Below are 20,796 nucleotides of genomic sequence, written 5' to 3'. Positions count from 1 at the left end.
AGCAAAGCTCCAGAGCCCCGACGCCGCAAGGGCTTTGACGAATTCACTTCAAGCTCTTGTGAACGGCCCAGCTCAGGCCGCCCGGCGCCGCACCCACCAGACCGCCGCCGCGCACAGCGCCACGGCGAGCAGGGTCGTCCAGCCGAACTCGATCCACTGGAAGGGCCAGAACCGGTCGGCCGGCTGGTACACCTCGTGCACGGTGTAGCCGCCGTCGCGCACCAGGGACTGGAGGTGGGCGTAGTCGCCGCCGAGGCGGTAGAGGTCGGCCTCGGAGATGCGGTTCCCGGCCGGGTCCGAGTACCAGACGCTCAACACCCAGCGGTCGTCCACCGCCAGGGACGCCATGGTGTGCACCGGCTCCTCCAGCGGTGCCATGTAGTGCGAGCGCACCGACTCGGAGAGGAGCGGCAGGGCGACCGAGGCCGCCAGACCCAGGCCCACCGCGAGGACGGTGCGGCGCAGCACCGCGCCGGCCAGCGCCGCGACCCCGAAGGCCACCAGTACCCGGCCGATCAGCACCGGCGACGCCTGCACGAAGAGGTCCGGGTGGAACTGTCCGCCCATGAGCACCAGCGGCGCGCTCCACCAGCGCAGCACCAGCCCGAACAGTGCCGCCACCAGCGCCAGCACCGCACCTCCCAGAACCAGCCCACCCGCCGTCCAGCGGGTCCGCCCGGCCCCCTGGGTCCAGGCGAAGCGAACCGTGCCGTGCTCGAACTCCCGTGCCAGCAGCGGGCCGCCGAGGAACGCGCCGAACACGCCGCCGAGGACGTAGGCCACGCTGCCGAGCATCGGCATGCTGCCGGCGTACTCGTGCAGGTACCGCTTGAACGTGGCCGCACAGGCGGCGTCGGCCGGATCGCAGGAGCCCGCGCCCGTGCGATCCAGACCGTCGTGCAGGTACCAGCCGTGCAGCAGCAGGACGAGCGAGACCGCTCCCATCACCGCGAGCAGGGTCAGCAGTGCCGGCCGGTGGCGCAGCCCGGCGGCGCGCAGCACGGCGGAGCGGGGCGGGGCGAGGGTGGTCGAACTCACGACAGTACCTTCTGGTTCGTAGCCTGCTGGTTCGTACGGACGGCCCCGCGCGGGCCGGGCAAGGCGGAGGCGGTCGGCTCGCGCAGGTAGGCGAGCACCAACTCCTCCAGACCGATGCGCTGTTGGCGCCAGCCGTCGGAGACCGGGGCGTCCACGCCGCCGGTGCGGACCAGCAGGTGGGACTGGCTGCCCGCCCGGCGGTCGCGGACCACCGGCAGGCGCTCGGCGACCGCGTCCGCCCCGGCGGTCGGGCCGGTGAGCATCCGGTGGCCGGCCAGCAGGTCGTCCACCTCCCCCGACACCTGGACCCGGCCGCCGGTCAGTACCACCAGGTAGTCGCAGCTCTGCTCCAGCTCGTTGACGGCGTGCGAGGAGAAGACCACCGAGAGGCCGTCCTCGGCCACCGCGGTGAGCAGCACGGACATGAAATCGTGCCGGGCGAGCGGGTCGAGCGCGGCCAACGGCTCGTCGAGGAGCAGGAGTTCGGGCCGCTTGGCGAGGGCCAGGGCGAGCGAGACCTGGGCCTGCTGGCCGCCGGAGAGCCGGCCGTACTTGCGCTCCAGAGGAATGCCGAGGCCGTCCAGGTGGTCGCGCGCCCGGGCGTCGTCCCAGCGGCGGTTGAGGTGGCGGCCGATCGCGAGCAGGTCGCGGACGGGCAGGCCGGGGTAGAGGGCGGCGTTCTGGGCGACGAAGCCGATCCGGTCCAGGGCCCGCGGTGAGCCCGGGACTTGGTCGCCGAGGACGGTCATCGCGCCCTCGCTCGGCAGGGTGAGGCCGGCGGCCAGGCTGAGCAGCGTGGTCTTTCCGGCACCGTTCGGCCCCACCAGGGCCACCACGTGGCCGGCCGGGACGGCGAGGTGGCAGTCCCGAAGCGCCCAGGAGCGGCGGTAGCGCTTGCCGATCCCGCCGCAGTCGATCACCGTGTCCGTCGCCATCACGCCACCACCCCGTCGCGGCCCTCGCGCAGGTCGCGCAGCGCGTCCTCGAACACCGCGACCATCCCCCCTTCGTCCAGCCCGGCGGCCCGCGCCGAGCGCATCCAGTCCAGCAACCCCCGCCGCAGCGCCGCCCGTTCGCGCAGCGGCACCACTCCGGCGGGCAGCCCGCGCACGAAGGTGCCCTGGCCGCGCCGGCCGGCCGCCAGGCCGCGGTGCTCCAGCTCCCGGTAGGCCTTGAGCACGGTGTTGGGGTTGATCGCCAGCCCGGCGACCACCTCGCGCACCCGGGGCAGCCGGTCGCCCTCCGCCAGCCAGCCCATCCGAAGCGCCTGTTCGACCTGCTGCACCAGCTGCAGATAGGTCGGGACACCGGAGGCCGGATCCAGGCGGAACTCGATCGGGGAGGCCCGGTCGGCGTCTTTATCTAGTTCCATAGTTAATGAGTTAAGTGGAGATGGTGACGGCTTGTCAATCCGGGAAAGCCGAAGGGCCCCGCCCGGACCGAGGTGGTCCGGACGGGGCCCTTCGCAGGCCCTGCCGAGAGGGGTCAGGCCCCGCGCAGCACCGCGCCGGTGCGGCTGACGGCCTCGGCCACGGCCGCCTCGCGGGCGGCGGTGGCCTCGTCGGCGGTCAGCGTGCGGTCGGCGGCACGGAAGCGCAGCGCGTAGGCCAGCGACTTCTTGCCCTCGCCGACCTGCTCACCGGTGAACACGTCGAACAGCCGGATGGCCTCCAGCAGTTCACCCGCCCCCGAGCGCAGCGCGGCCTCGACCTCGGCGGCCGGGACGGCGGTGTCGACGATCAGCGCGACGTCCTGGGTGGCCACCGGGAAGCCGGAGACCGCCGGGCCGCTGACCTTCTTCGGGCCGTCCGCCGTCAGCAGGTCGATGTCGACCTCCATCGCCGCCGCACGGGCCGGCAGCCCGAGCGCCTTGACCACGCGCGGGTGCAGCTCACCTGCATGGCCGACCACCCGGTCGGTGCCGGCCACGACCAGCTCGGCGCAGCGGCCCGGGTGCCAGGGCGCCCGCTGGCCCTGGCGGACGGTCAGCTCGACGCCGGCCGCGCGGGCCACCGTGCGGGCCGCCTCGACGGCGTCCGCCCAGCAGGCCTGGGCACCCTTGCCCCACCAGCCGGAGGGCAGCCGCTCGCCCGCGAGGGCGACCGCGACCCGGCGCGGCTGGTCCGGCAGCGCGGCGTCCAGCGCGGCCAGCTCCTCGTCGCTCGGCCGGTGGTCGACGGCCGGGCGCGGGGCCACGGTCAGCTCGTCCTTCGGCAGGAACACGGTGCCGGTCTCGTAGATCGCCAGGTCGGTGTTGCCCCGGCCGATGTTGCGGCGCAGGGCGCCGAGCAGGCCCGGGAGCAGCGTGGTGCGCAGCGACGGTTCCTCGTCGTTGAGCGGGTTGACCAGCTTGACCGTACGACGGCGGCGGTCGTCCGGCTCCAGGCCGAGCGCCTCGAAGGCGGCCTCGCCGAGGAACGGGTAGTTGTTGACCTCGACGTAGCCGGCCCCGGCCAGCGCGACGCCGATCCGGCGGTGGATCCGCTGGGCCTCGGTCAGGCCCTTGCCCGGCGGCACGTTGGGCATCCGGGCGGGGACGTTGTCGTAGCCCTCCAGCCGGATGACCTCCTCGGCGAGGTCGTACGGGTCGGTCAGGTCGGGCCGCCAGGTCGGCGGGGTGACCTCCAGGACGTCGGCGCCCGCGACCGAGCAGCCGATCTCCTGCAGCCGCCGGGTGACGGTCTCGCGGCCGTAGGCGGTGCCGGCGACCCGGTCGGGCAGGTCGGCGGCGATGGTGATGGTGCGCACCGGGTGCGGGGCCGCGATGTCGGTGACCCCGGCCTCGGCGGTGCCCCCGGCGATCAGCACCAGCAGGTCGACGGCGCGCTGCGCGGCGGCGCGGGCGGCCTCCGGGTCGACGCCGCGCTCGAAGCGCTTGGACGCCTCGGAGGGCAGCTTGTGCCGCTTGGCGGTGCGGGCGATGGAGACCGGGTCGAAGTGCGCGGCCTCGATGATCACCTCGGTGGTGCCCGGACCGGCGGCCGGGTCGAGGATCTCGGTGGAGGCGCCGCCCATCACGCCGGCCAGGCCGATCGGGCCGCTGTTGTCGCAGATCAGCAGGTCCTCGGCGGCCAGCTTGCGCTCGACGCCGTCCAGGGTGGTGAGGGTCTCGCCCTCGGCCGCCCGGCGGACCGTGATCGGGCCGTCCACCCGCTGCTTGTCGTACGCGTGCAGCGGCTGGCCGACCTCCAGCATCACGTAGTTGGTGATGTCGACGGTCAGCGAGATCGGGCGGATGCCCGACTTCTGCAGGCGGCGCTGCAGCCAGATCGGGGACTTGGCGTTCGGGTCGACGCCGACGACCGTGCGGGCCACGAAGCGGTCGCAGCCGGCCGGGTCGTTGACCTTGACCAGGTAGCCGAAGGAGTTGGCCGGCGGCACGTCCAGCAGCGCCGGGTCCGCCAGCGGCAGCCCGTACGCGGCGGCGGCCTCACGGGCCACGCCGCGCATGGACAGGCAGTAGCCGCGGTCCGGGGTGACGGCGATGTCCAGCACCTCGTCGACCAGCTGGAGCAGCTCGATGGCGTCGGTGCCGGGCTCGTACTCCGGCGGGAGCACGATGATGCCGTTGTGGTCGTCGCCCATGCCCAGCTCGCGGGCGGAGCAGATCATGCCGGCCGAGGTGTGGCCGTAGGTCTTGCGGGCCGAGATCGGGAACGGGCCGGGCAGGACGGCGCCCGGGAGCACCACCACGACCTTGTCGCCGACGGCGAAGTTGGTCGCGCCGCAGACGATCTCCTGCGGCTCGCCGGTGCCGTTGGCGTCGCCGACGTTGACGAAGCAGTGCCGGATCGGCTTCTTGAAGCCGGACAGCTCCTCGATGGAGAGCACCTCGCCGACCACCAGCGGGCCCTTGAGGTCGGCGCCGAGCTGCTCGACGGTCTCGACCTCCAGGCCGGCCCGGACCAGCCGCTCGGCCACGTCACGGCCGGTCTCGCCCGCGGGCAGATCGACGTACTCGCGCAGCCAGGAAAGCGGGACGCGCATCAGATCTCCATCCCGAACGGGAGGGTGAAACGCACGTCACCCTCGACCATGTCGCGCATATCGGCGACGTTGTGACGATTCATCAGGATCCGCTCCAGGCCGAGGCCGAAGGCGAAGCCGCTGTAGCGGTTCGGGTCCACGCCGCAGGCGACCAGCACCCGGGGGTTGACCACGCCGCAGCCGCCGAGCTCGATCCAGCCCTCGGAGGAGCAGGTGCGGCACGGGCGGTCCGGGTTGCCGACGCTCTCGCCGCGGCACACGAAGCACTGCAGGTCGATCTCGGCGCTCGGCTCGGTGAACGGGAAGTACGACGGGCGCCAGCGCAGTTCCAGGCCGCCGCCGATCAGCTTCTCGACCAGCACCTCGATGGTGCCCTTGAGGTCGGCGAAGGTGATGCCCTCGTCGACGGCGAGGCCCTCGACCTGGCGGAACACCGGGGTGTGGGTGGCGTCCAGCTCGTCGGTCCGGTAGACCCGGCCCGGGCAGACCACGTAGACGGGGGGCTCGCGGTCGAGCATGGTGCGGGCCTGGACCGGGGAGGTCTGGGTGCGCAGCACCACGCCCGAGTCGGCGGAGCCGTCCGGGGCCTGGACGAAGAAGGTGTCCTGCATCGAGCGGGCCGGGTGGTCCGGGCCCAGGTTGAGGGCGTCGAAGTTCAGCCACTCGGCCTCGACCTCGGGGCCCTCGGCGACCTGGTAGCCCATCGCGACGAAGGTGTCCTCGATGCGCTCGGCCAGCGTGGTCAGCGGGTGACGGGCGCCGCGCGGGGCGCGGTCGTACGGCAGGGTGACGTCCACCGCCTCCTCGACCAGCACACGGGCGTCCCGCTCCGCCTCCAGCTCGCCCTGCCGCTTGGCCAGGGCCTGGTTGACGGCTCCGCGGGCCTGGCCGATCAGCTTGCCCGCGGCGGCCTTGGCGTGCGGCGGGAGGGCGCCGATCTCGCGGTTGGCGAGCGAGAGCGCGGAGCGGTCGCCGGTGTGGGCGACCTTGGCCTGCTTCAGCTCGTCGAGCGTGGTGGCGGCGGCGAAGGCGGCGACGGCCTCGTCCCGCGCCTGCTCCACCACCTCGGGCTTGAGGGCCTCGACCTCGACCGGGTCGTACGACTTGTTGGGTGCCGACATCTCTATCTTTCCCGTGCTCCTGCTCGTCCGTGCTCAGGTGTGTGGGCTCGCCTTCGCGTCACGCCCGGCGGGGCCGGGGCACGGGCAGCCCGTCTCCGTACTGACGGGGAGGGGTGTCCGCGGCTCAGCCGCGCAGGGCGTTGCGCAACGCCAAAGGTCGAGTGTAGTCGCAGCGCGTAGCGCGGCTGCCGTCAAGCCCGTCCGGACCCCGACCCCGGCATGCTCGGAGCACGCCGTGTCTGTCGTTCGTGCTCTTTCAGAGCATGAAGTCGGGCACCCCGGCGGGCAGGATAAATCGGAACCGGGCCCCGCCGCCGGGCGCGCGGTCGACCCTGATCGAGCCGCCGTGGGCCTCCACGATGCCCTTCACGATGTAGAGCCCCAGGCCGGTGCCACCGCGCTTGGAGCCCCGCCAGAAGCGGGTGAAGACGCGCGGCATCGACTCCTCGGGGATGCCGCTTCCTTCGTCGCTCACGGTGACCGCTGTGCCTTCCACGATGCGGGACGGGGTGCCGGAGCGCTCCCAGACGGGCGCCTCGACGACCTCCTTGGCCGGTGCCACCTCGATGGTGACAGTTCCCTCGCCGTGCCGCACCGCGTTTTCCAGCAGGTTGGCCAGCACCTGGTCGACCTTGTCCGGGTCCGCCCACAGCACGGTCAGCGGCTCGGTGATCCGGATGTCGAAGCGCTCCTCGGGGATGCCGGTGGCCACCTTGCGCTCGACGTGCCGGCGCACCGCGGCCGCCAGGTCGACGACCTGCTTGCGCAGCTCCAGCCGCCCGGCGTCGATCCGCGAGATGTCCAGCAGCTCGGTGATCAGCCGGGTGACCCGGTCGGCGTCGGCGTCCACCGTCTCCAGCATCAGCCGCTTCTGCCCGTCCGTGAACCGCTCCCACTTGGCCAGCAGCGTCGCCGTGAAGCCCTTGACGCTGGTCAGCGGGGAGCGCAGCTCGTGCGCGACCGTGGCGATCAGCTCGGCATGGCTGCGCTCGGTACGGCGCCGGGCCTCGGTGCCGCGCAGGGCGATCACCAGGCGCTCCACCGGCCCGAGCGGCACCGCACGGACGTACCGGGCGGAGACCAGCACCTCCCGGCCGCCGGGCAGCAGCAGGTTGCGCTCGGGCTGGCGGGTGCGGATCGCCAGGCCGCCGTACGGATCGGTCAGCTGCCACCAGCGGCGGCCGTCCAGGTCCTCCAGCGGCAGGACGTCCTCCAGCTTGCTGCCGAGCGCGGCTTCCGGGAGCACGCCGGTGAGCCGGGCCGCTGCCCGGTTGAAGCGGACCACCCGGCCCGTCGCGTCGGCGACCACCAGGCCGTCCGGCAGGTCGTCCGGGTCGAGCTCGGCTCCGCTGCCGACCATGGGTTGCCTCCCCGATTACCCACCGTGCCGTTCCCCCCACAGAGGCAGACCCTAGCGCCTCCCAGGCCCCGGCAGTAGGGCTTGCAGCGTGGTGATCCCGGCGCGCCCGGGAGCGTGTCGGCCGTCGGACGGGGCACTCGGCCGTCGCCGTCGGGCGGGGCGTGTCAGCCGTTCGAGCGGCAGCCGCCGGGCGAGCGCTGCGCCCGGGCCGAGGCGTACAGGCAGACGGCCGCGGCGGTGGCCAGGTTGAGGCTCTCCGCGTGCCCGTGGATCGGGACGCGCACGACCTCGTCGGTGAGCGCGCGGGTCTCCTCCGGGAGCCCCCACGCCTCGTTGCCGAACACCCACGCGCCCGGCGCGCCCAGGGTGCCCTCGTCCAGCTCCTGATCGAGGTCGCGCTCCCCCGCGCCGTCCGCGGCGAGCACCCGGACCCCGGCCGCGCGCAGCTGCCCGACCGCCTCCTCGACCGGCACGCCGACCGCCACCGGCAGGTGGAACAGGCTGCCGACGGAGGCCCGGACGGCCTTGGGGTTGTACAGGTCCACCGAGGCGTCGGTGAGCACCACGGCGTCCGCGCCGGCCGCGTCGGCGGTGCGCAGCACGGTGCCGGCGTTCCCGGGGTCGCGCACGTGGGCGAGGATCGCCACCAGCTTCGGCCGGGCCGCGAGCACCTCGGCGAACGGGGTGTCGATGAAGCGGCACAGCGCCACGATCCCCTGCGGGGTCACCGTGTCGCAGATGTCGGCGATCACCTCGTCGGTGGCGGTCAGCACCGGCAGCCCCTCGGCCAGGGCGGCCTCGACGATGTCCGCGTGCCGCTCGGCGGCCTCCAGGCCCACGTACACCTCGACCACGGCGTGCTCGGCCGTCCCCGGCAGCTTGCCGAAGGCGATGGCCTCCCGGACGGCCTGCGGGCCCTCGGCCAGGAAGCGGCGCTCCTTGGTGCGCTGGTTCCGCTTGGCGAGCCGACGGGCGGCGACGACGCGCGGCGAGCGCAGGGAGGTGAGCAGGGGGGTCTCGGTGCTCGGCATGGTCTCGTTCTCTGGAGGCGCTGACTCGGTCTGACTCTGGCGGTGCTGAGGGTGAACGCAGAACCGGACCCGCAGGAGAGCCTGCGGGTCCGGTCGGAGCTCAACCGATCTCGGAAGATCAGGCGGCGTCGGCGGCAGCCTTCGGGGCGTTCACGTCGGCCGGCAGCGCCTTCTGGGCGACCTCGACCAGGGAGGCGAACGCACCCGGGTCGTTGACGGCCAGGTCGGCCAGCATCTTGCGGTCGATCTCGACGCTGGCGGCCTTCAGGCCCTGCACGAAGCGGTTGTAGGTGATGCCGTTGGCACGGGCCGCAGCGTTGATGCGCTGGATCCACAGCTGACGGAAGTCGCCCTTGCGCTTCTTGCGGTCGTTGAAGTTGTAGACCAGCGAGTGGGTGACCTGCTCCTTGGCCTTGCGGTACAGGCGCGAGCGCTGGCCACGGTAGCCGCTGGCGCGCTCCAGGATGACCCGGCGCTTCTTGTGGGCGTTGACTGCCCGCTTGACGCGTGCCACTTGATTACTCCTTGGGTTGGACCACGGACTACTTCACGTGGTCCGTCATTCGAATGGGTCGGGAAGGATCAGCTGCCCCGCACACGGCTCGCGCCGGGCGGGAGGGCGATCACTTGCCGAGAAGCTTCTTGATCTTCTTGGCGTCAGCGGGGGCCATCTCGATCGTCCCGGCCAGCTTGCGGGTCAGCGTCGAGGGCTTGTGCTCCAGGAGGTGGCGGCGGCCGGCGCGCTCGCGCAGCACCTTGCCAGAGCCACTGATCTTGAAGCGCTTGCTGGCGCCACTGTGCGTCTTCTGCTTCGGCATTTCGCCGTATCTCCTCGTCGGTCCCGTTCACGCCCGCGCGGCCTGCGCCACGCGGGCGTGAACTGGATGGATCTGCGGTGACCGGGCGGGTGCCCCGTCACCGTGGGGGCCGACCCCGGACTGCCGTGAGCCTCGCGGCTCAGGCGCCCTGGGGAGCGGCCGGCTGCTCGACCGGAGCCTCGGCCTCGGGGGCCTCGGCCTCGGCCGGAGCGTCCTGCGCCTCGGCCACGGCGTCCTCGGTCGCGACGTCCTCGGTCACGACGTCCTCGTCCGCGGCGGCGGCGTCGGCGTCGGAACCGGTGGTCCGACCCAGCCGCTCGGCCTTGCGGGCGTCCGCGAGGGCGCGGGCCTCGGCCATCGCCTCGGTCTTCTTCTTGTGCGGGCCAAGAACCATGATCATGTTCCGGCCGTCCTGCTTCGGCGAGGACTCGACGAAGCCCAGGTCCTGGACGTCGTCGGCGAGCCGCTGCAGCAGACGGAAGCCCAGCTCGGGGCGGGACTGCTCACGACCACGGAACATGATCGTGATCTTGACCTTGTCACCCTGCTTGAGGAACCGGACGACGTGACCCTTCTTGGTGTCGTAGTCGTGCGGGTCGATCTTCGGCCGGAGCTTCATCTCCTTGATGACCGTGTGCGCCTGGTTCTTGCGCGCCTCACGGGCCTTCATGGCCGACTCGTACTTGAACTTGCCGTAGTCCATGAGCTTGCACACCGGCGGCCGGGCGGTCGCCGCGACCTCGACCAGGTCGAGGTCGTACTCCTGCGCGAGCTCCAGCGCCTTGGCAAGCGGCACGATGCCGACCTGCTCGCCGCTGGGACCGACGAGTCGCACCTCCGGGACGCGAATCCGGTCGTTGATGCGGGGCTCGGTGCTGATGGGGCCTCCTCGGTTGCACCTTCTGCGATGCGGCCGTCGGACGGCGGTCGCACGTAGTGGACTCGACCACTGGGCGGGGCTTCATTCGTGCTGCGCTGCCCGGTGCTGGTTTCGACACCATGTGCACCGCGACACGAAAAAAGCCCCGCTCGGTACAAGCGGGGCTCCACACAACCGGGGGCGGCGTCCGGTGAGGGACGCTGCGGGCGACTCGGCGCCGTGGCGCCCGTCGCGGACCGGACCCGTCGACCGTGAGGCCGATCAGGTGGGAGACTTTCGCGGTTGCCCTCTCGGGCCTCCTGTGGTGGAGCCTCCACTTGCTGGCCAGGTGCCCATGCGGGATCCCGGCCGGTCAGTCTCGAAGCTTACAGCGTCGCGCGGTCGAACGCTATTCCGCCCCGGCGCGGCGGTTTCGCGGCGTACTGCCCTCCCGGCGGCTCCGGGGCCCCCTTGTACGCTCCACGTGTACCCACACCGCACGACGGAACGAGCCACCCTTGAGCAGCGAGCCCACCCAGAACCCCGGCGCGGACGACGACGCGATCGGCTTCGACGACCTCACCCGCGACATCGCCGAGGTCCCGGCCGTCGAGGTGATCACCACCGTCGCGGTGCACCTGATGAGTGCGGCCGCGGTCAAGTGCGGTCTGGCCGAGGGCGGCGAGAAGGACAAGGACCTCGACGAGGCCCGCAAGCTGATCACCGCGCTCGCCGGGCTCGTCACCGCGGGCGCCCCGGAGATCAGCAACTTCCACGCGGCCCCGCTGCGGGACGGGCTGCGCTCGCTGCAGCTGGCCTTCCGCGAGGCCTCGCTGGTGCCGGACGCGCCGGGCGCGGGGCCGGGCGAGAAGTTCACCGGGCCGGTCTACAGCTGAGCCGTTCTCCCAGCGGGCATCACCTACGAAATTTCGTAGGTGATGCCCGCTGGCTTCTTCACCGGCGATAGAGCGGCTCCCCCGGCAGCTGCGCACTCGCCGGCAGCACCGCGAGGTCCAGCCCCCGGTCCAGCCGCACCCGCAGCACCGGGTCCCCGGCCACCGCCCGGCCGACCCGCTGCGCGGCCTCCTGCAGCCCCGGCTGGTCCAGCGCCGGGTCGAACACCACCGCGAGCACCCCGTCCGAGTCCTCCGACGGCGCCAGCAGTCCGCTCAGCACCTGCGGCTCGGCCGCCAGCAGCGCCCGGACCGCCTCCCGCACCTCCGGGTCCCGCACCGGCGGCAGGTACGGGCGGTTCTCCGCCAGCGCCCGCAGCCGGGCACCGCTCAGCAGGAAGGGCACCGGCCCGGCCGGGTCGATCAGCAGGGTGTCGGCGCGCTCGGAGAAGGCCACCATCGCGGCCTGGGGGGCCGCCGTCGGCGCCGGACGGGCGTCGGCCCGCCAGCGGGTGAGCGACTCCAGCGAGGTGAAGGCCGGCAGCGCGCGGCGCCCGTCCGGGGCCTCCAGCACCGGGACGGCCATGTCGCTGCTCTTGTCGTGCTTGTGCCCGTGGTCGTCCACCTCGACCTCGCCGAGGATGGCGACGATCGGCACCATCAGCCGGGTCGGGGTCAGCGCCGCCAGCACCTCCGGCTCGGCCGCGCGGTCCTGCGACCAGCGGGCGAGGGCCTCGGTCAGCGCAGGGTCCGCCGTGCCGTCGTCGTCGGAGAAGCCGGGATTCGGGATGCTCTTGCCGACGAACGCCGGGTTGGAGAAGTCTTTGCGGTCCACCCGGCCGACCCTATGCCACCTCGGACCGCCGCCCCCATTTCCCCGCACGCGCCCCCTACCCAGCGGTAGCCCCCTGTGGCACCCTGCGCGCATGGTCATCCTCGTAACCCGCACTCCGGTATCCGACCGGCACCGGTACGACCGGGCCACCGCCCACCTGGACGGGCCGGTGGCCGTGGTGGACCTCGCCGCCTTCGACGCCAACGCCGCCGACCTGGTGCGCCGGGCGGGCGGAAAGCCGATCCGGGTGGCCAGCAAGTCGCTGCGCTGCCGGGCGCTGCTGGAACGGGTGCTGGCCGTGGAGGGCTTCGCCGGGGTGATGGGCTTCACCCTGGACGAGTCGCTCTGGCTGGCCCGCACCGGTGTGCGCGACGTGCTGCTCGCCTACCCCTCCACCGACCGGGCCGGCTACGCCGAGCTGACGGCCGATCCCGAGCTGGCCCGCCGGGTCACCGTCGTGCTGGACGACCCGGCCCAGCTGGACCTGATCGACAAGGCCCGCTCCGGCGACGCCGAGGTGCGGGTCTGCCTGGAGCTGGACACCGCGCTGCACCTGCTCGGCGGGCGGGTCCGGGTGGGCGCGCGGCGCTCGCCGCTGCGCACCCCGGAGGAGCTTGGCGCCTTCGCCGAACTCGTCCAGCGGCGCCGGGGCTTCCGGGTGGTCGGCCTGATGGCGTACGAGGGACACGTCGCCGGGGTGGGCGACCGGGTGCCGGGGCGGCCGCTGCGCTCCCAGCTGATCCGGCTGATGCAGGCGAGGTCCCGGACCGAGCTGGCCGAGCGGCGCGCGGCGGTGGTCCGGCGGTTGCGGCAGGTGGCCGAGCTGGAGTTCGTCAACGGCGGCGGCACCGGCAGCGTGGAGTCCACCGTGGCCGAGAGCGCCGTCACCGAGGTCGCCGCCGGTTCCGGGCTCTACGCGCCGCGGCTCTTCGACAACTACCGCTCCTTCCGGGGCCGTCCGGCCGCGCTGTTCGGCCAGCCGGTGGTGCGCCGCCCCGGGGTCGGGGTGGTGACGGTGCTCGGCGGCGGCTACCCGGCCTCCGGCGCCGCCGGGCCGGACCGCTCGCCGGTGCCGTACCTGCCGCCGGGGCTGCACTACGACCCGATGGAGGGCGCGGGCGAGGTGCAGACCCCGCTGATCGGGCCGGCCGCCGACGACCTGCTGATCGGTGACCGGGTCTGGTTCCGGCACGCCAAGGCGGGCGAGCTGTGCGAGCGCTTCGCCGAACTGCACCTGATCGAGGGGGACCGGGTCGTCCGGAGCGTCCCCACCTACCGGGGTGAGGGAAGGACGTTCCTCTGACCGGCCGTCGGACCGTGCCCTACCGTGGAGTCGACAACGCGGTAGCGACGAGGGAGCGTTATGGAAGCCGAGTTGGTGGAGCTTGCGACCAGGGGCGCGACCACGGTGGTCGGTCTGATGGCCACCGAGGCCTGGGCACAGCTCAAGCCGCGCGTCGCCGCCCTGTTCGGACGGGGCCGGGAGGAGGAGGTGGCGCAGGAGCTGGACGAGATCCGGGCCGAGATCACCGAGGACCCGGAGAGCATCGACGCCCATGTGCCGGAGTGGCAGGCGCGGTTGCGCCGGCTGCTGCGGAACGACCCGGAGGCGGTCGCCCGACTCAGGGCGATCCTGGACGAGTTCACGCCGGATGCGCCGTCCCGGCCGGCCGCCGTCGTCCACAACGAGCTCAGGGACATGACGGTCCGCGGCAACGTCATCCAGGGCGGAAAGGTCGTCCAGGCGGAGACGATCAACGGCAACCTGAACTTCTGAGCCCGACCTTTCGACAGCCTTAAGCGGGCCCGATGGAACACCTAACCCGGGTGTTCCATCGGGCCTTTGCGCTGTTCGGAGCCGATGTTGCGTCAACAACCGCTGACCGCACGACTATTGCCTTCTGGTCCAGACCAATCCTACGCTCTGGCCGGGGGTCCGCGATCCGGGCCGGCGGCCCCCGAACGGGCAGGCGTGTCCGCTCCCCCACACCCGCCCGGAACGACGGCCGAGGAGTCCCCACCCCATGTCCATCAAGCGAAGCGCCCTGTCCGTCGGCGTGGTCGGCGCCGCGGTCCTCGCGGTGGCCGCGACCACCGCCGGCACCGCGAGCGCCCACGGCACCATGACCGGCCCGGTCAGCCGGGTCGCCGCCTGCTACGCCGAGGGCCCCGAGCACCCGGTGTCCCAGGTCTGCAAGGACCTCGTCGCCACCGGCGGCACCCAGCCGCTGTACGACTGGAACGAGGTCAACATCGCCAACGCCAACGGCAACCACCAGGCGCTGATCCCGGACGGCCGGCTCTGCTCGGCCAACCGCGACAAGTACGCGGCCCTGGACTGGCCGCGCACCGACTGGCCGGCCACCCCGGTCGGCGCGGGCAGGTTCACCTTCCAGTTCCGCACCACCGCGCCGCACGTGGGCACCCAGACCGTCTACATCACCAAGCCGGGCTACGACCCCACCAAGCCGCTGAAGTGGTCCGACCTCGACCCGACCCCGGTGGCCCAGGTGCAGGTCGACCGCACCGCGGTCAACGGGTACTACACCTACTCGGGCACCCTGCCGCAGCGCACCGGCCGCCAGCTGCTCTACACGATCTGGCAGCGCAGCGACAGCCCGGAGGCCTTCTACAGCTGCTCCGACGTCGACTTCGGCACGCCCGGAGCCGCCGGGACCCCGGCCCTCTCCTCGCTCGCCGCCCCGGCCGCCCCCGACGACGCCCGGATCGCCGCCGACGCCTCCAAGTCGACGGTCGCCCACCACGGCCACGGCGGGGACCCGAACGCCCCGGCCGGGCAGCCGCTCCCGACCAGTTCCGCGGCCGTGGCCGGCACCTCCGCCGCCGGCCCGCTGCTGCTCGCCGGTGCCGCCGCGCTCGGCGTCGGCTGGGCCGGCATGGTGCTCCGGCGCCGTCGCGTCGAGGCTGTTCGACGCGACTCCTGACGCCGGACGACGCGGGGCCGGGCCGGCCCACCCCCGTCCGGTCCGGTTCCGTGCCTCCCTGACGAACGGAGACGGCCCACCCGGGAGGATCTTCCTCCCGGGTGGGCCGTCGCGGTGTGAGGAGCGGAGGGCTCAGGTGCTCTCGGTGCCGGAGCCGTCGGGGCTGCTGCCACCGGAGCCCGAACCGCCGCCGGAGCCGGAACCGGCACCGGAACCGCCGGAGCCCGGCGTGCCCGGCATCCCCGGGAGGCCCGGGATCTTGCCCTTGAAGTCGGCGATGCCCTTGACGATGGTGTCCATCACCCCGACGTCCGGCGCCTTGTCGGCGATGTCGAAGCCGAAGTGCACCGAGACCAGGTTCTTGCCGTCGCTGGACGGGAAGACCACGGTCTCCACGTAGCCGTTGTTGCCCTTGGCGGCGTCGACCTTCCAGCGGACCAGGTAGCCGTCCTGGCCGTTGACCTTCACGGCCTCGGACCTGAGCTCCTGGTGCCCGGTGATGTCGCCGTAGGCGGCCTTGGCGGCCTTGTCGATGTCGGCCTTCGCCGCCGCCTGGGCGTCCGTGCCGCCGCCGTCGATCCGGCCGGTGTTCACGCCGCCGAGGGTGCACTTGTCGGAGCCGTCCGGGCACTTGTAGTCGCCCACGGTCAGCGCGGCGTAGCCGTCGTCGGTGGTGCCGGCCTGCCAGCCGGAGGGCACCGGCAGGGTGAGGCCGTTCACCATGTCGATCGCCTTGTTGGCGCCCGGCCTGGCCTTGCCGCTGCCACCGCCGTTCCCACCGCCGCCGGTCCCACCGCCCTTGCCCTTGCCGCCACCGAGGCCCGGGAAGCCGAACGGCCCGTCGCCGCCGTCGTTCGGCGCCGGCTGGGGCCGGGCAGCGCTGCGCTGCGAGCCGCCGTCGTGCTTCCCGTCCATCACCAGGTAGGTGATCCCCGAGCCGGCGCCCAGCCCCAGCACGGCGGCCACGGCGGTGGCCACGACCAGCCGGGAGGGCTTGCGCCGGGCCTTGCGTGGCGGGCCGCCGGGAGCGCCGTACGCGGTGCCGAAGGGCGGGGGCTCCGGGTAGCGGACCGTCGGCCCGCTGTCCAGGACCTCGCCCTCCAGCACCCTGGGCTGTTCCGCCGTCCCCGGCCCCGGGGCCGCGGCGGCCGGGGACTCCGGCTGCGGGGCGTCCGAGGGTGCGGGCCGGGTGTCGGACGTCCAGCCCTTGCCGTCCCACCAGCGCTGCGGTCTCGGGTCGCCGGTGTTCTTCGGGTCCGGGTACCACCCGGCGGGGATCTGCTCACTCACAGCAAAGAATCTAAAGGTAGCCGGATAAACGCGAAATCAGCGCAGCCGGGGATTCCTCGGGTTTTCGATGAGATTACGGTGAGAAGCCCCCGACGGCCCGGCTCGGCCCCCGGTGGCGCCCCCACGCCGACTCCTACAGCGGGGTGACGTACGCCCCGGAGATGCCGCCGTCCACCAGGAACTCGCTCGCGGTGATGAACGAGGAGTCGTCGCTCGCCAGGAAGGCCACCGCGGCGGCGATCTCCTCGGCCCTGGCGAACCGGCCGAGCGGGATGTGCACCAGCCGGCGGGCCGCCCGCTCCGGGTCCTCGGCGAACAGCTCGCGCAGCAGCGGGGTGTCCACCGGCCCGGGCGACAGCGCGTTCACCCGGATCCCCTCCCGGGCGAACTGCACGCCCAGCTCGCGGGACATCGCCAGCACCCCGCCCTTGGAGGCGGTGTACGAGATCTGCGAGGTGGCCGCGCCCATCCGGGCCACGAAGCCGGCGGTGTTGATGATCGAGCCGCGCCCGTGCCGGCGCATGTAGGGCAGCGCGGCCTTGCAGCACAGGAAGACCGAGGTCAGGTTGACCTCCTGGACCTTGTGCCAGGCGTCCAGGCCGGTGGTCAGGACCGAGCCGTCCTCCGGCGGCGAGATGCCCGCGTTGTTGAAGGCGACGTCCACGCTGCCGTAGGTCTCGTACGCCTCGTCGAACAGCGCCTCGACCATGTACGGGTCGGTGACGTCGGTGTGCACGAACAGCCCGCCCACCTCCTTGGCGGCCGCCCGACCGGTCCCCTCGTCCAGGTCCGCGCAGACCACCTTGGCGCCCTCGGAGGCGAGCCGGCGGGCGGCCGCCAGGCCGATCCCGCTGCCCGCGCCGGTGACCACGGCGGTACGGCCGACCAGGCGGCGGCAGACGAGGTCGTTGCCACTCGTCGGACTGGCGCTCGTCGGACTGGCGCTCATCGGACTGTCACTCCTCGCTGTGGATGAAGACGTTCTCGGCCTCGGTGAAGTGGCGGGGTGGCGAGGTGGCGGGGTGGCGGACGGCGCTGCCCCGAGTCGCTCACGCCTCACAGCCGTTCGAAGGACCGGTAGCGCTCCCAGTCGGTGACGGCCCCGTCGTAGGCGGCCTGCTCGACCCGGGCCATGTTGAGGTAGTGCTCGACCACGTCGTCGCCGAAGGCCGTCCGGGCCAGCTCACTGCCCTCCCACAACTCGGCGGCCTCGCGCAGCGATCCGGGCACCCGGGGGTACTCCTCGACCGCGTAGGCGTTGCCCAGGCAGGGCGTGGGCAGGTCGAGCTTGTGCTGCAGGCCGTGCAGGCCGGCCGCGATCATCCCGGCCACCGCGAGGTACGGGTTGACGTCGCCGCCGGGCACCCGGTTCTCCATCCGCAGGCCCGGGCCGTGGCCGACCACCCGGTAGGCGCAGGTGCGGTTGTCCCGGCCCCAGGCGACGGCCGTCGGGGCGAAGGATCCTGGGCGGTAGCGCTTGTAGGAGTTGATGTTCGGCGCGTACAGCAGGCTGAACTCGCGCAGTGCGACGAGCTGTCCGGCCAGGAAGTGCCGCATGGTGTCGGTCATCCGGCCGTCCCGGTCGGCGAAGGCGGGGGCGCCGACCGCGTCGCGCAGCGACAGGTGGATGTGGCAGCTGTTGCCCTCGCGCTCGTCGTACTTGGCCATGAAGGTGAGCGCGCAGCCCTGTTGGGCGGCGATCTCCTTGGCGCCGGTCTTGTAGACGCTGTGCTGGTCGCAGGTGGTGAGGGCGTCGGCGTAGCGGAAGGCGATCTCGTGCTGGCCGAGGTTGCACTCGCCCTTGGCGGACTCGACGGTCAGCCCGGCGCCGGCCATCTCGTTGCGGATCCGGGACAGCAGCGGCTCGACCCGGGCGGTGCCGAGCATCGAGTAATCGACGTTGTAGAGGTTGGCCGGGGTCAGGCCGCGGTAACCGCCCAGCCAGGCCTGCTCGTAGGTGTCCCGGAAGACCAGGAACTCCAGTTCGGTGCCGATGTCCGCGGCCAGGCCGTACTCGGCGAGCCGGGCGATCTGGCGGCGCAGCAGCTGCCGCGGGGCGGCGTCCACGGGGTGGCCGCCGTGCCGGGCCAGGTCGGCGGTGACCTGGGCGGTGCCGGGCTGCCAGGGGGTAAGCCGCAGGGTGCCGAGGTCGGGGCGCATCGCGAAGTCGCCGTAGCCGGTGGCCCAGGAGGAGAAGGCGTAGCCGTCCACGGTGTTGAGGTCCACGTCCACGGCCAGCAGGTAGTCGCAGGCCTCGGCGCCGTTCTCCGCCACCTCGTCGAGGAAGAAGCGGGCGGCGAACCGTTTCCCCTGCAGGCGGCCCTGCATGTCGGTGAAGGCGAGCGCGACGGTGTGCACCTCGCCCGCGTCCACCAGGGTGCGCAGCTCGTCCAGGGTCAGTGGCGGCCGGGGCCGCGATCCCGCGGCGGTGTTCTCGGGCATGCCGGAACCCTCCTCCTCGATCACTCTTCGAGATCAAGCGGTCACAGCGAACCGTACGGCCTGCGGCTCGCGGGGCGGAAGAGGGCGGGCTGGTGTGGCGCGCCGACGCGCGTGATTGACGGGACATCAGACGGTGCGGGAGGAGAATGCCCGCCATGGATCGCAGGCCTTTCATCGGTGTCAGCACCTATCTGGTGGACGCGAGTTGGAGCGACTGGCGGGGCCGTCGCGTCGCCCTGTTGCCGGAGCGGTACACCGCGTACGTCCAGGCGTCCGGCGGCATCGCCGTCCTGCTGCCGCCGGACGCCCCCGAGCGCGCGCCCGAGGTGCTCGCGCGGCTCGACGCCCTCGTGATCGCCGGCGGGCCGGACATCGACCCGGCCTACTACGGGGAGCCGGCCCACCCGTTGACCGACGTGTCCTCGCCGGAGCGGGACGTCTGGGAGGTCGCCCTGCTGCGCGGCGCCCTGGCGGCCGGGATGCCGGTGCTGGGCATCTGCCGGGGGATGCAGGTGCTCAACGTGGTGTGCGGCGGGACGCTGGTGCAGCACCTGCCGGACGTCGTGGAGGTCGACGTCCACGGCGGTTCGCCGGGCTGCTACGGCGCCCACGTGGTGCGGCCGGTGCCCGGGACGCTGGTGGGCGGGCTGCTGCCGGAGAGCGAGCTGGAGGTGCCGACCTTCCACCACCAGGCGGTGGGCCGGCTCGGCGCGGGCCTGCGGGTGAGCGCCCTCGCCCCGGACGGAACGGTGGAGGCCGTCGAGGGGCCGGGGTTCACGGTGGGGGTGCAGTGGCACCCGGAACAGGGCGGCGACCTGCGGGTGATGCGGGCCCTCGTCCAGGCCGCCACCGCGGCGGCGCTGGACGCGGTGGCGCTCGGCTGAGCGGGGCCGCGGCGCTCGGTTGAGCAGGGCCGCGGCGCTCGGTTGAGCGGCAACGACAACGGTCACCAGTACAGCCTTTGGATCTTTGTCGATTCTGCGGTTCACTTCGAGTGCGGGGCGATCGCGCCCGCCACCTCCCACCCGTGCGTCCAGAGAGGACTTCGATGGCCGGGCACGAGCATTCCCACGATGATCATGCGCATGACCACCAGAACGCGCCCGGCCGCAGCCACAACCACAGCCACGGGCACGGGCACGGGGGTCACGGCGGGCACTCGCACGGCGTCGCCGCGGATGCCGACCGCCGCTGGCTGGTCACCGCCCTCGCCCTGATCGTCGTCTTCATGGCCGGCGAGGTCGTGGTGGGCTTCGCCGCCCGGTCGCTGGCCCTGATCTCCGACGCGGCGCACATGCTCACCGACGCCGCCTCGATCGTGCTCGCCCTGGTCGCCATGCGGCTCGCCGCCCGCCCGGCCCGCGGCGGTTACACGTACGGGCTCAAGCGCGCCGAGATCCTCTCCGCGCAGGCCAACGGCGTGACCCTGCTGGTGCTGTCGGCCTGGCTCGGCTACGAGGCGGTCACCCGGCTGATCGAGCCGCCCGAGGTCACCGGCTCGCTCGTGCTGGTCACCGCGCTGGTGGGGATCGTGGTCAACCTCGCCGCCGCCTGGTGCATGTCGAAGGCCAACCGCAGCTCGCTGAACGTCGAGGGCGCCTTCCAGCACGTGCTCACCGACCTCTACGCCTTCATCGCCACCGCCGTGGCCGGTGTGGTCATGCTGACCACCGGCTTCGTCCGGGCGGACGCCATCGCCTCGCTGATCGTGGTCGCGCTGATGCTCAAGGCGGGCACCGGGCTGGTCCGGGACTCCGGGCGGATCTTCCTGGAGGCCGCCCCCGCCGGGATCGACCCGGACGCGGTGGCCGACCGGCTGGTCACCCAGCCGCTGGTCGAGGAGATCCACGACCTGCACATCTGGGAGATCACCTCCAACCAGCCGGCCCTGTCCGCACACATCCTGGTCACCCCCGGCGGCGACTGCCACGCCGTCCGGCGCGAACTGCAGCGCCGGCTGGCCGCGGAGTACGGCATCACCCACAGCACCCTCCAGGTCGACCACGTCGGCGAGGACGAGACGGGCGCGCTGCTGCAGATCGCCGGCCCCGGCGAGCCCCCGGCCGAACACTGCGCCGACGCGCACGGCCCGGTGCACCGCGCCGGACCGCACGAGCACTGAGAACCGGGCCTCCGTCGGCGCGGTGCGGCATGATCTGAGGCGTGACCGCACCGCG

The 20,796-nt window shown here is 73.0% G+C and carries 20 protein-coding genes; 6 read left to right on the top strand and 14 right to left on the bottom strand.

Features of this window, described 5'->3' with window-relative positions; all coding sequences use genetic code 11:
• Positions 1-72 precede the first annotated feature (72 nt).
• From ACIRVF_RS12935 to infC, 10 genes are all read right to left on the bottom strand, one after another.
• Positions 73-1,038, bottom strand: a complete 966-nt coding sequence (locus tag ACIRVF_RS12935) for a hypothetical protein (protein ID WP_402816344.1) — start codon at positions 1,036-1,038, stop codon at positions 73-75.
• Positions 1,035-1,973: an ATP-binding cassette domain-containing protein gene (locus ACIRVF_RS12930; RefSeq protein ID WP_402816343.1), complete on the bottom strand. Its 939-nt coding sequence runs from the start codon at positions 1,971-1,973 to the stop codon at positions 1,035-1,037. The genes ACIRVF_RS12935 and ACIRVF_RS12930 overlap by 4 nt, the downstream gene beginning before the upstream one ends.
• Positions 1,973-2,410 carry a GntR family transcriptional regulator gene (locus tag ACIRVF_RS12925; RefSeq protein ID WP_402816342.1) on the bottom strand — a complete coding sequence of 146 codons (438 nt, stop codon included), beginning with the start codon at positions 2,408-2,410 and terminating at the stop codon, positions 1,973-1,975. Before ACIRVF_RS12925 ends, ACIRVF_RS12930 begins: the two co-directional genes overlap by 1 nt.
• Positions 2,411-2,523: 113 nt before the next feature.
• Positions 2,524-5,025 carry a phenylalanine--tRNA ligase subunit beta gene (pheT, locus tag ACIRVF_RS12920; RefSeq protein ID WP_402816341.1) on the bottom strand — a complete coding sequence of 834 codons (2,502 nt, stop codon included), beginning with the start codon at positions 5,023-5,025 and terminating at the stop codon, positions 2,524-2,526.
• Positions 5,025-6,146 (bottom strand): phenylalanine--tRNA ligase subunit alpha, encoded by a 1,122-nt coding sequence (gene pheS, locus ACIRVF_RS12915; protein ID WP_402816340.1) that lies wholly within the window; start codon positions 6,144-6,146, stop codon positions 5,025-5,027. The genes pheT and pheS overlap by 1 nt, the downstream gene beginning before the upstream one ends.
• A 256-nt stretch (positions 6,147-6,402) precedes the next feature.
• Entirely contained in the window at positions 6,403-7,506 is a 1,104-nt protein-coding gene (locus tag ACIRVF_RS12910) for an ATP-binding protein (RefSeq protein ID WP_402816339.1), read from the bottom strand.
• A 164-nt stretch (positions 7,507-7,670) separates the two neighbouring features.
• A complete protein-coding gene (locus tag ACIRVF_RS12905) occupies positions 7,671-8,537 on the bottom strand; it encodes an RNA methyltransferase (protein ID WP_030286229.1) in 867 nt (288 codons plus the stop codon).
• A gap of 118 nt (positions 8,538-8,655) precedes the next feature.
• Positions 8,656-9,051, bottom strand: a complete 396-nt coding sequence (gene rplT / locus ACIRVF_RS12900; RefSeq protein ID WP_030055649.1) for a 50S ribosomal protein L20 — start codon at positions 9,049-9,051, stop codon at positions 8,656-8,658.
• A gap of 109 nt (positions 9,052-9,160) precedes the next feature.
• A complete protein-coding gene (gene rpmI, locus ACIRVF_RS12895) occupies positions 9,161-9,355 on the bottom strand; it encodes a 50S ribosomal protein L35 (protein WP_153460093.1) in 195 nt (64 codons plus the stop codon).
• A gap of 139 nt (positions 9,356-9,494) precedes the next feature.
• A complete protein-coding gene (infC, locus tag ACIRVF_RS12890) occupies positions 9,495-10,235 on the bottom strand; it encodes a translation initiation factor IF-3 (protein WP_402816830.1) in 741 nt (246 codons plus the stop codon).
• A 497-nt stretch (positions 10,236-10,732) separates the two neighbouring features.
• Here infC and ACIRVF_RS12885 point away from each other — a divergent pair, with 497 nt between their 5' ends.
• Complete coding sequence (locus tag ACIRVF_RS12885) at positions 10,733-11,110, top strand: DUF1844 domain-containing protein (protein WP_270148261.1); 378 nt, start codon at positions 10,733-10,735, stop codon at positions 11,108-11,110.
• 58 nt (positions 11,111-11,168) lie between these two features.
• On the opposite strand, the gene ACIRVF_RS12880 is transcribed toward ACIRVF_RS12885, so the two are convergent.
• Positions 11,169-11,942 (bottom strand): SseB family protein, encoded by a 774-nt coding sequence (locus ACIRVF_RS12880; RefSeq protein WP_402816338.1) that lies wholly within the window; start codon positions 11,940-11,942, stop codon positions 11,169-11,171.
• A 91-nt stretch (positions 11,943-12,033) separates the two neighbouring features.
• Here ACIRVF_RS12880 and ACIRVF_RS12875 point away from each other — a divergent pair, with 91 nt between their 5' ends.
• The 3 genes from ACIRVF_RS12875 to ACIRVF_RS12865 all read left to right on the top strand — a co-directional run bounded on the left by ACIRVF_RS12875 (position 12,034) and on the right by ACIRVF_RS12865 (position 14,887).
• Positions 12,034-13,245 (top strand): amino acid deaminase/aldolase, encoded by a 1,212-nt coding sequence (locus ACIRVF_RS12875; RefSeq protein WP_402816337.1) that lies wholly within the window; start codon positions 12,034-12,036, stop codon positions 13,243-13,245.
• A 60-nt stretch (positions 13,246-13,305) separates the two neighbouring features.
• Positions 13,306-13,719 carry a hypothetical protein gene (locus ACIRVF_RS12870; protein WP_402816336.1) on the top strand — a complete coding sequence of 138 codons (414 nt, stop codon included), beginning with the start codon at positions 13,306-13,308 and terminating at the stop codon, positions 13,717-13,719.
• 247 nt (positions 13,720-13,966) lie between these two features.
• Positions 13,967-14,887 (top strand): lytic polysaccharide monooxygenase, encoded by a 921-nt coding sequence (locus ACIRVF_RS12865; protein WP_402816335.1) that lies wholly within the window; start codon positions 13,967-13,969, stop codon positions 14,885-14,887.
• Positions 14,888-15,019: 132 nt separating this feature from the next.
• On the opposite strand, the gene ACIRVF_RS12860 is transcribed toward ACIRVF_RS12865, so the two are convergent.
• The 3 genes from ACIRVF_RS12860 to ACIRVF_RS12850 form a co-directional block, all read right to left on the bottom strand.
• A complete protein-coding gene (locus tag ACIRVF_RS12860) occupies positions 15,020-16,177 on the bottom strand; it encodes a DUF2510 domain-containing protein (RefSeq protein WP_402816334.1) in 1,158 nt (385 codons plus the stop codon).
• A gap of 133 nt (positions 16,178-16,310) precedes the next feature.
• Positions 16,311-17,126: a 3-oxoacyl-ACP reductase gene (locus ACIRVF_RS12855; protein WP_402816333.1), complete on the bottom strand. Its 816-nt coding sequence runs from the start codon at positions 17,124-17,126 to the stop codon at positions 16,311-16,313.
• 107 nt (positions 17,127-17,233) lie between these two features.
• Positions 17,234-18,619 (bottom strand): glutamine synthetase family protein, encoded by a 1,386-nt coding sequence (locus tag ACIRVF_RS12850; RefSeq protein WP_402816332.1) that lies wholly within the window; start codon positions 18,617-18,619, stop codon positions 17,234-17,236.
• 155 nt (positions 18,620-18,774) lie between these two features.
• Between ACIRVF_RS12850 and ACIRVF_RS12845 the strand changes: the two genes are divergently transcribed.
• Both ACIRVF_RS12845 and ACIRVF_RS12840 read left to right on the top strand, forming a co-directional pair.
• On the top strand, positions 18,775-19,503 hold the full coding sequence (locus ACIRVF_RS12845) for a gamma-glutamyl-gamma-aminobutyrate hydrolase family protein (protein WP_402816331.1): 729 nt from the start codon (positions 18,775-18,777) through the stop codon (positions 19,501-19,503).
• A gap of 164 nt (positions 19,504-19,667) precedes the next feature.
• Entirely contained in the window at positions 19,668-20,741 is a 1,074-nt protein-coding gene (locus ACIRVF_RS12840; protein ID WP_402816330.1) for a cation diffusion facilitator family transporter, read from the top strand.
• The last annotated feature ends 55 nt before the right edge of the window (positions 20,742-20,796 follow it).

Origin of the sequence: Kitasatospora sp. NPDC101157 (assembly GCF_044768255.1) — a bacterium.
In the GTDB taxonomy this organism is placed as follows: Bacteria; Actinomycetota; Actinomycetes; order Streptomycetales; family Streptomycetaceae; genus Kitasatospora.
The sequence above is the reverse complement of the archived record's forward strand: the minus strand, read 5'-3'. Positions and strand labels throughout refer to the sequence as shown.

Coding starts and splice junctions, on each gene's coding strand:
- ACIRVF_RS12930 (WP_402816343.1), bottom strand. CDS start 1,973: ATGGCGACGGACACGGTGATCGACTGCGGCGGGATCGGCAAGCGCTAC.
- ACIRVF_RS12925 (WP_402816342.1), bottom strand. CDS start 2,410: ATGGAACTAGATAAAGACGCCGACCGGGCCTCCCCGATCGAGTTCCGC.
- pheT (WP_402816341.1), bottom strand. CDS start 5,025: ATGCGCGTCCCGCTTTCCTGGCTGCGCGAGTACGTCGATCTGCCCGCG.
- pheS (WP_402816340.1), bottom strand. CDS start 6,146: ATGTCGGCACCCAACAAGTCGTACGACCCGGTCGAGGTCGAGGCCCTC.
- ACIRVF_RS12910 (WP_402816339.1), bottom strand. CDS start 7,506: ATGGTCGGCAGCGGAGCCGAGCTCGACCCGGACGACCTGCCGGACGGC.
- ACIRVF_RS12905 (WP_030286229.1), bottom strand. CDS start 8,537: ATGCCGAGCACCGAGACCCCCCTGCTCACCTCCCTGCGCTCGCCGCGC.
- rpmI (WP_153460093.1), bottom strand. CDS start 9,355: ATGCCGAAGCAGAAGACGCACAGTGGCGCCAGCAAGCGCTTCAAGATC.
- ACIRVF_RS12875 (WP_402816337.1), top strand. CDS start 12,034: ATGGTCATCCTCGTAACCCGCACTCCGGTATCCGACCGGCACCGGTAC.
- ACIRVF_RS12870 (WP_402816336.1), top strand. CDS start 13,306: ATGGAAGCCGAGTTGGTGGAGCTTGCGACCAGGGGCGCGACCACGGTG.
- ACIRVF_RS12865 (WP_402816335.1), top strand. CDS start 13,967: ATGTCCATCAAGCGAAGCGCCCTGTCCGTCGGCGTGGTCGGCGCCGCG.
- ACIRVF_RS12855 (WP_402816333.1), bottom strand. CDS start 17,126: ATGAGCGCCAGTCCGACGAGCGCCAGTCCGACGAGTGGCAACGACCTC.
- ACIRVF_RS12850 (WP_402816332.1), bottom strand. CDS start 18,619: ATGCCCGAGAACACCGCCGCGGGATCGCGGCCCCGGCCGCCACTGACC.
- ACIRVF_RS12845 (WP_402816331.1), top strand. CDS start 18,775: ATGGATCGCAGGCCTTTCATCGGTGTCAGCACCTATCTGGTGGACGCG.
- ACIRVF_RS12840 (WP_402816330.1), top strand. CDS start 19,668: ATGGCCGGGCACGAGCATTCCCACGATGATCATGCGCATGACCACCAG.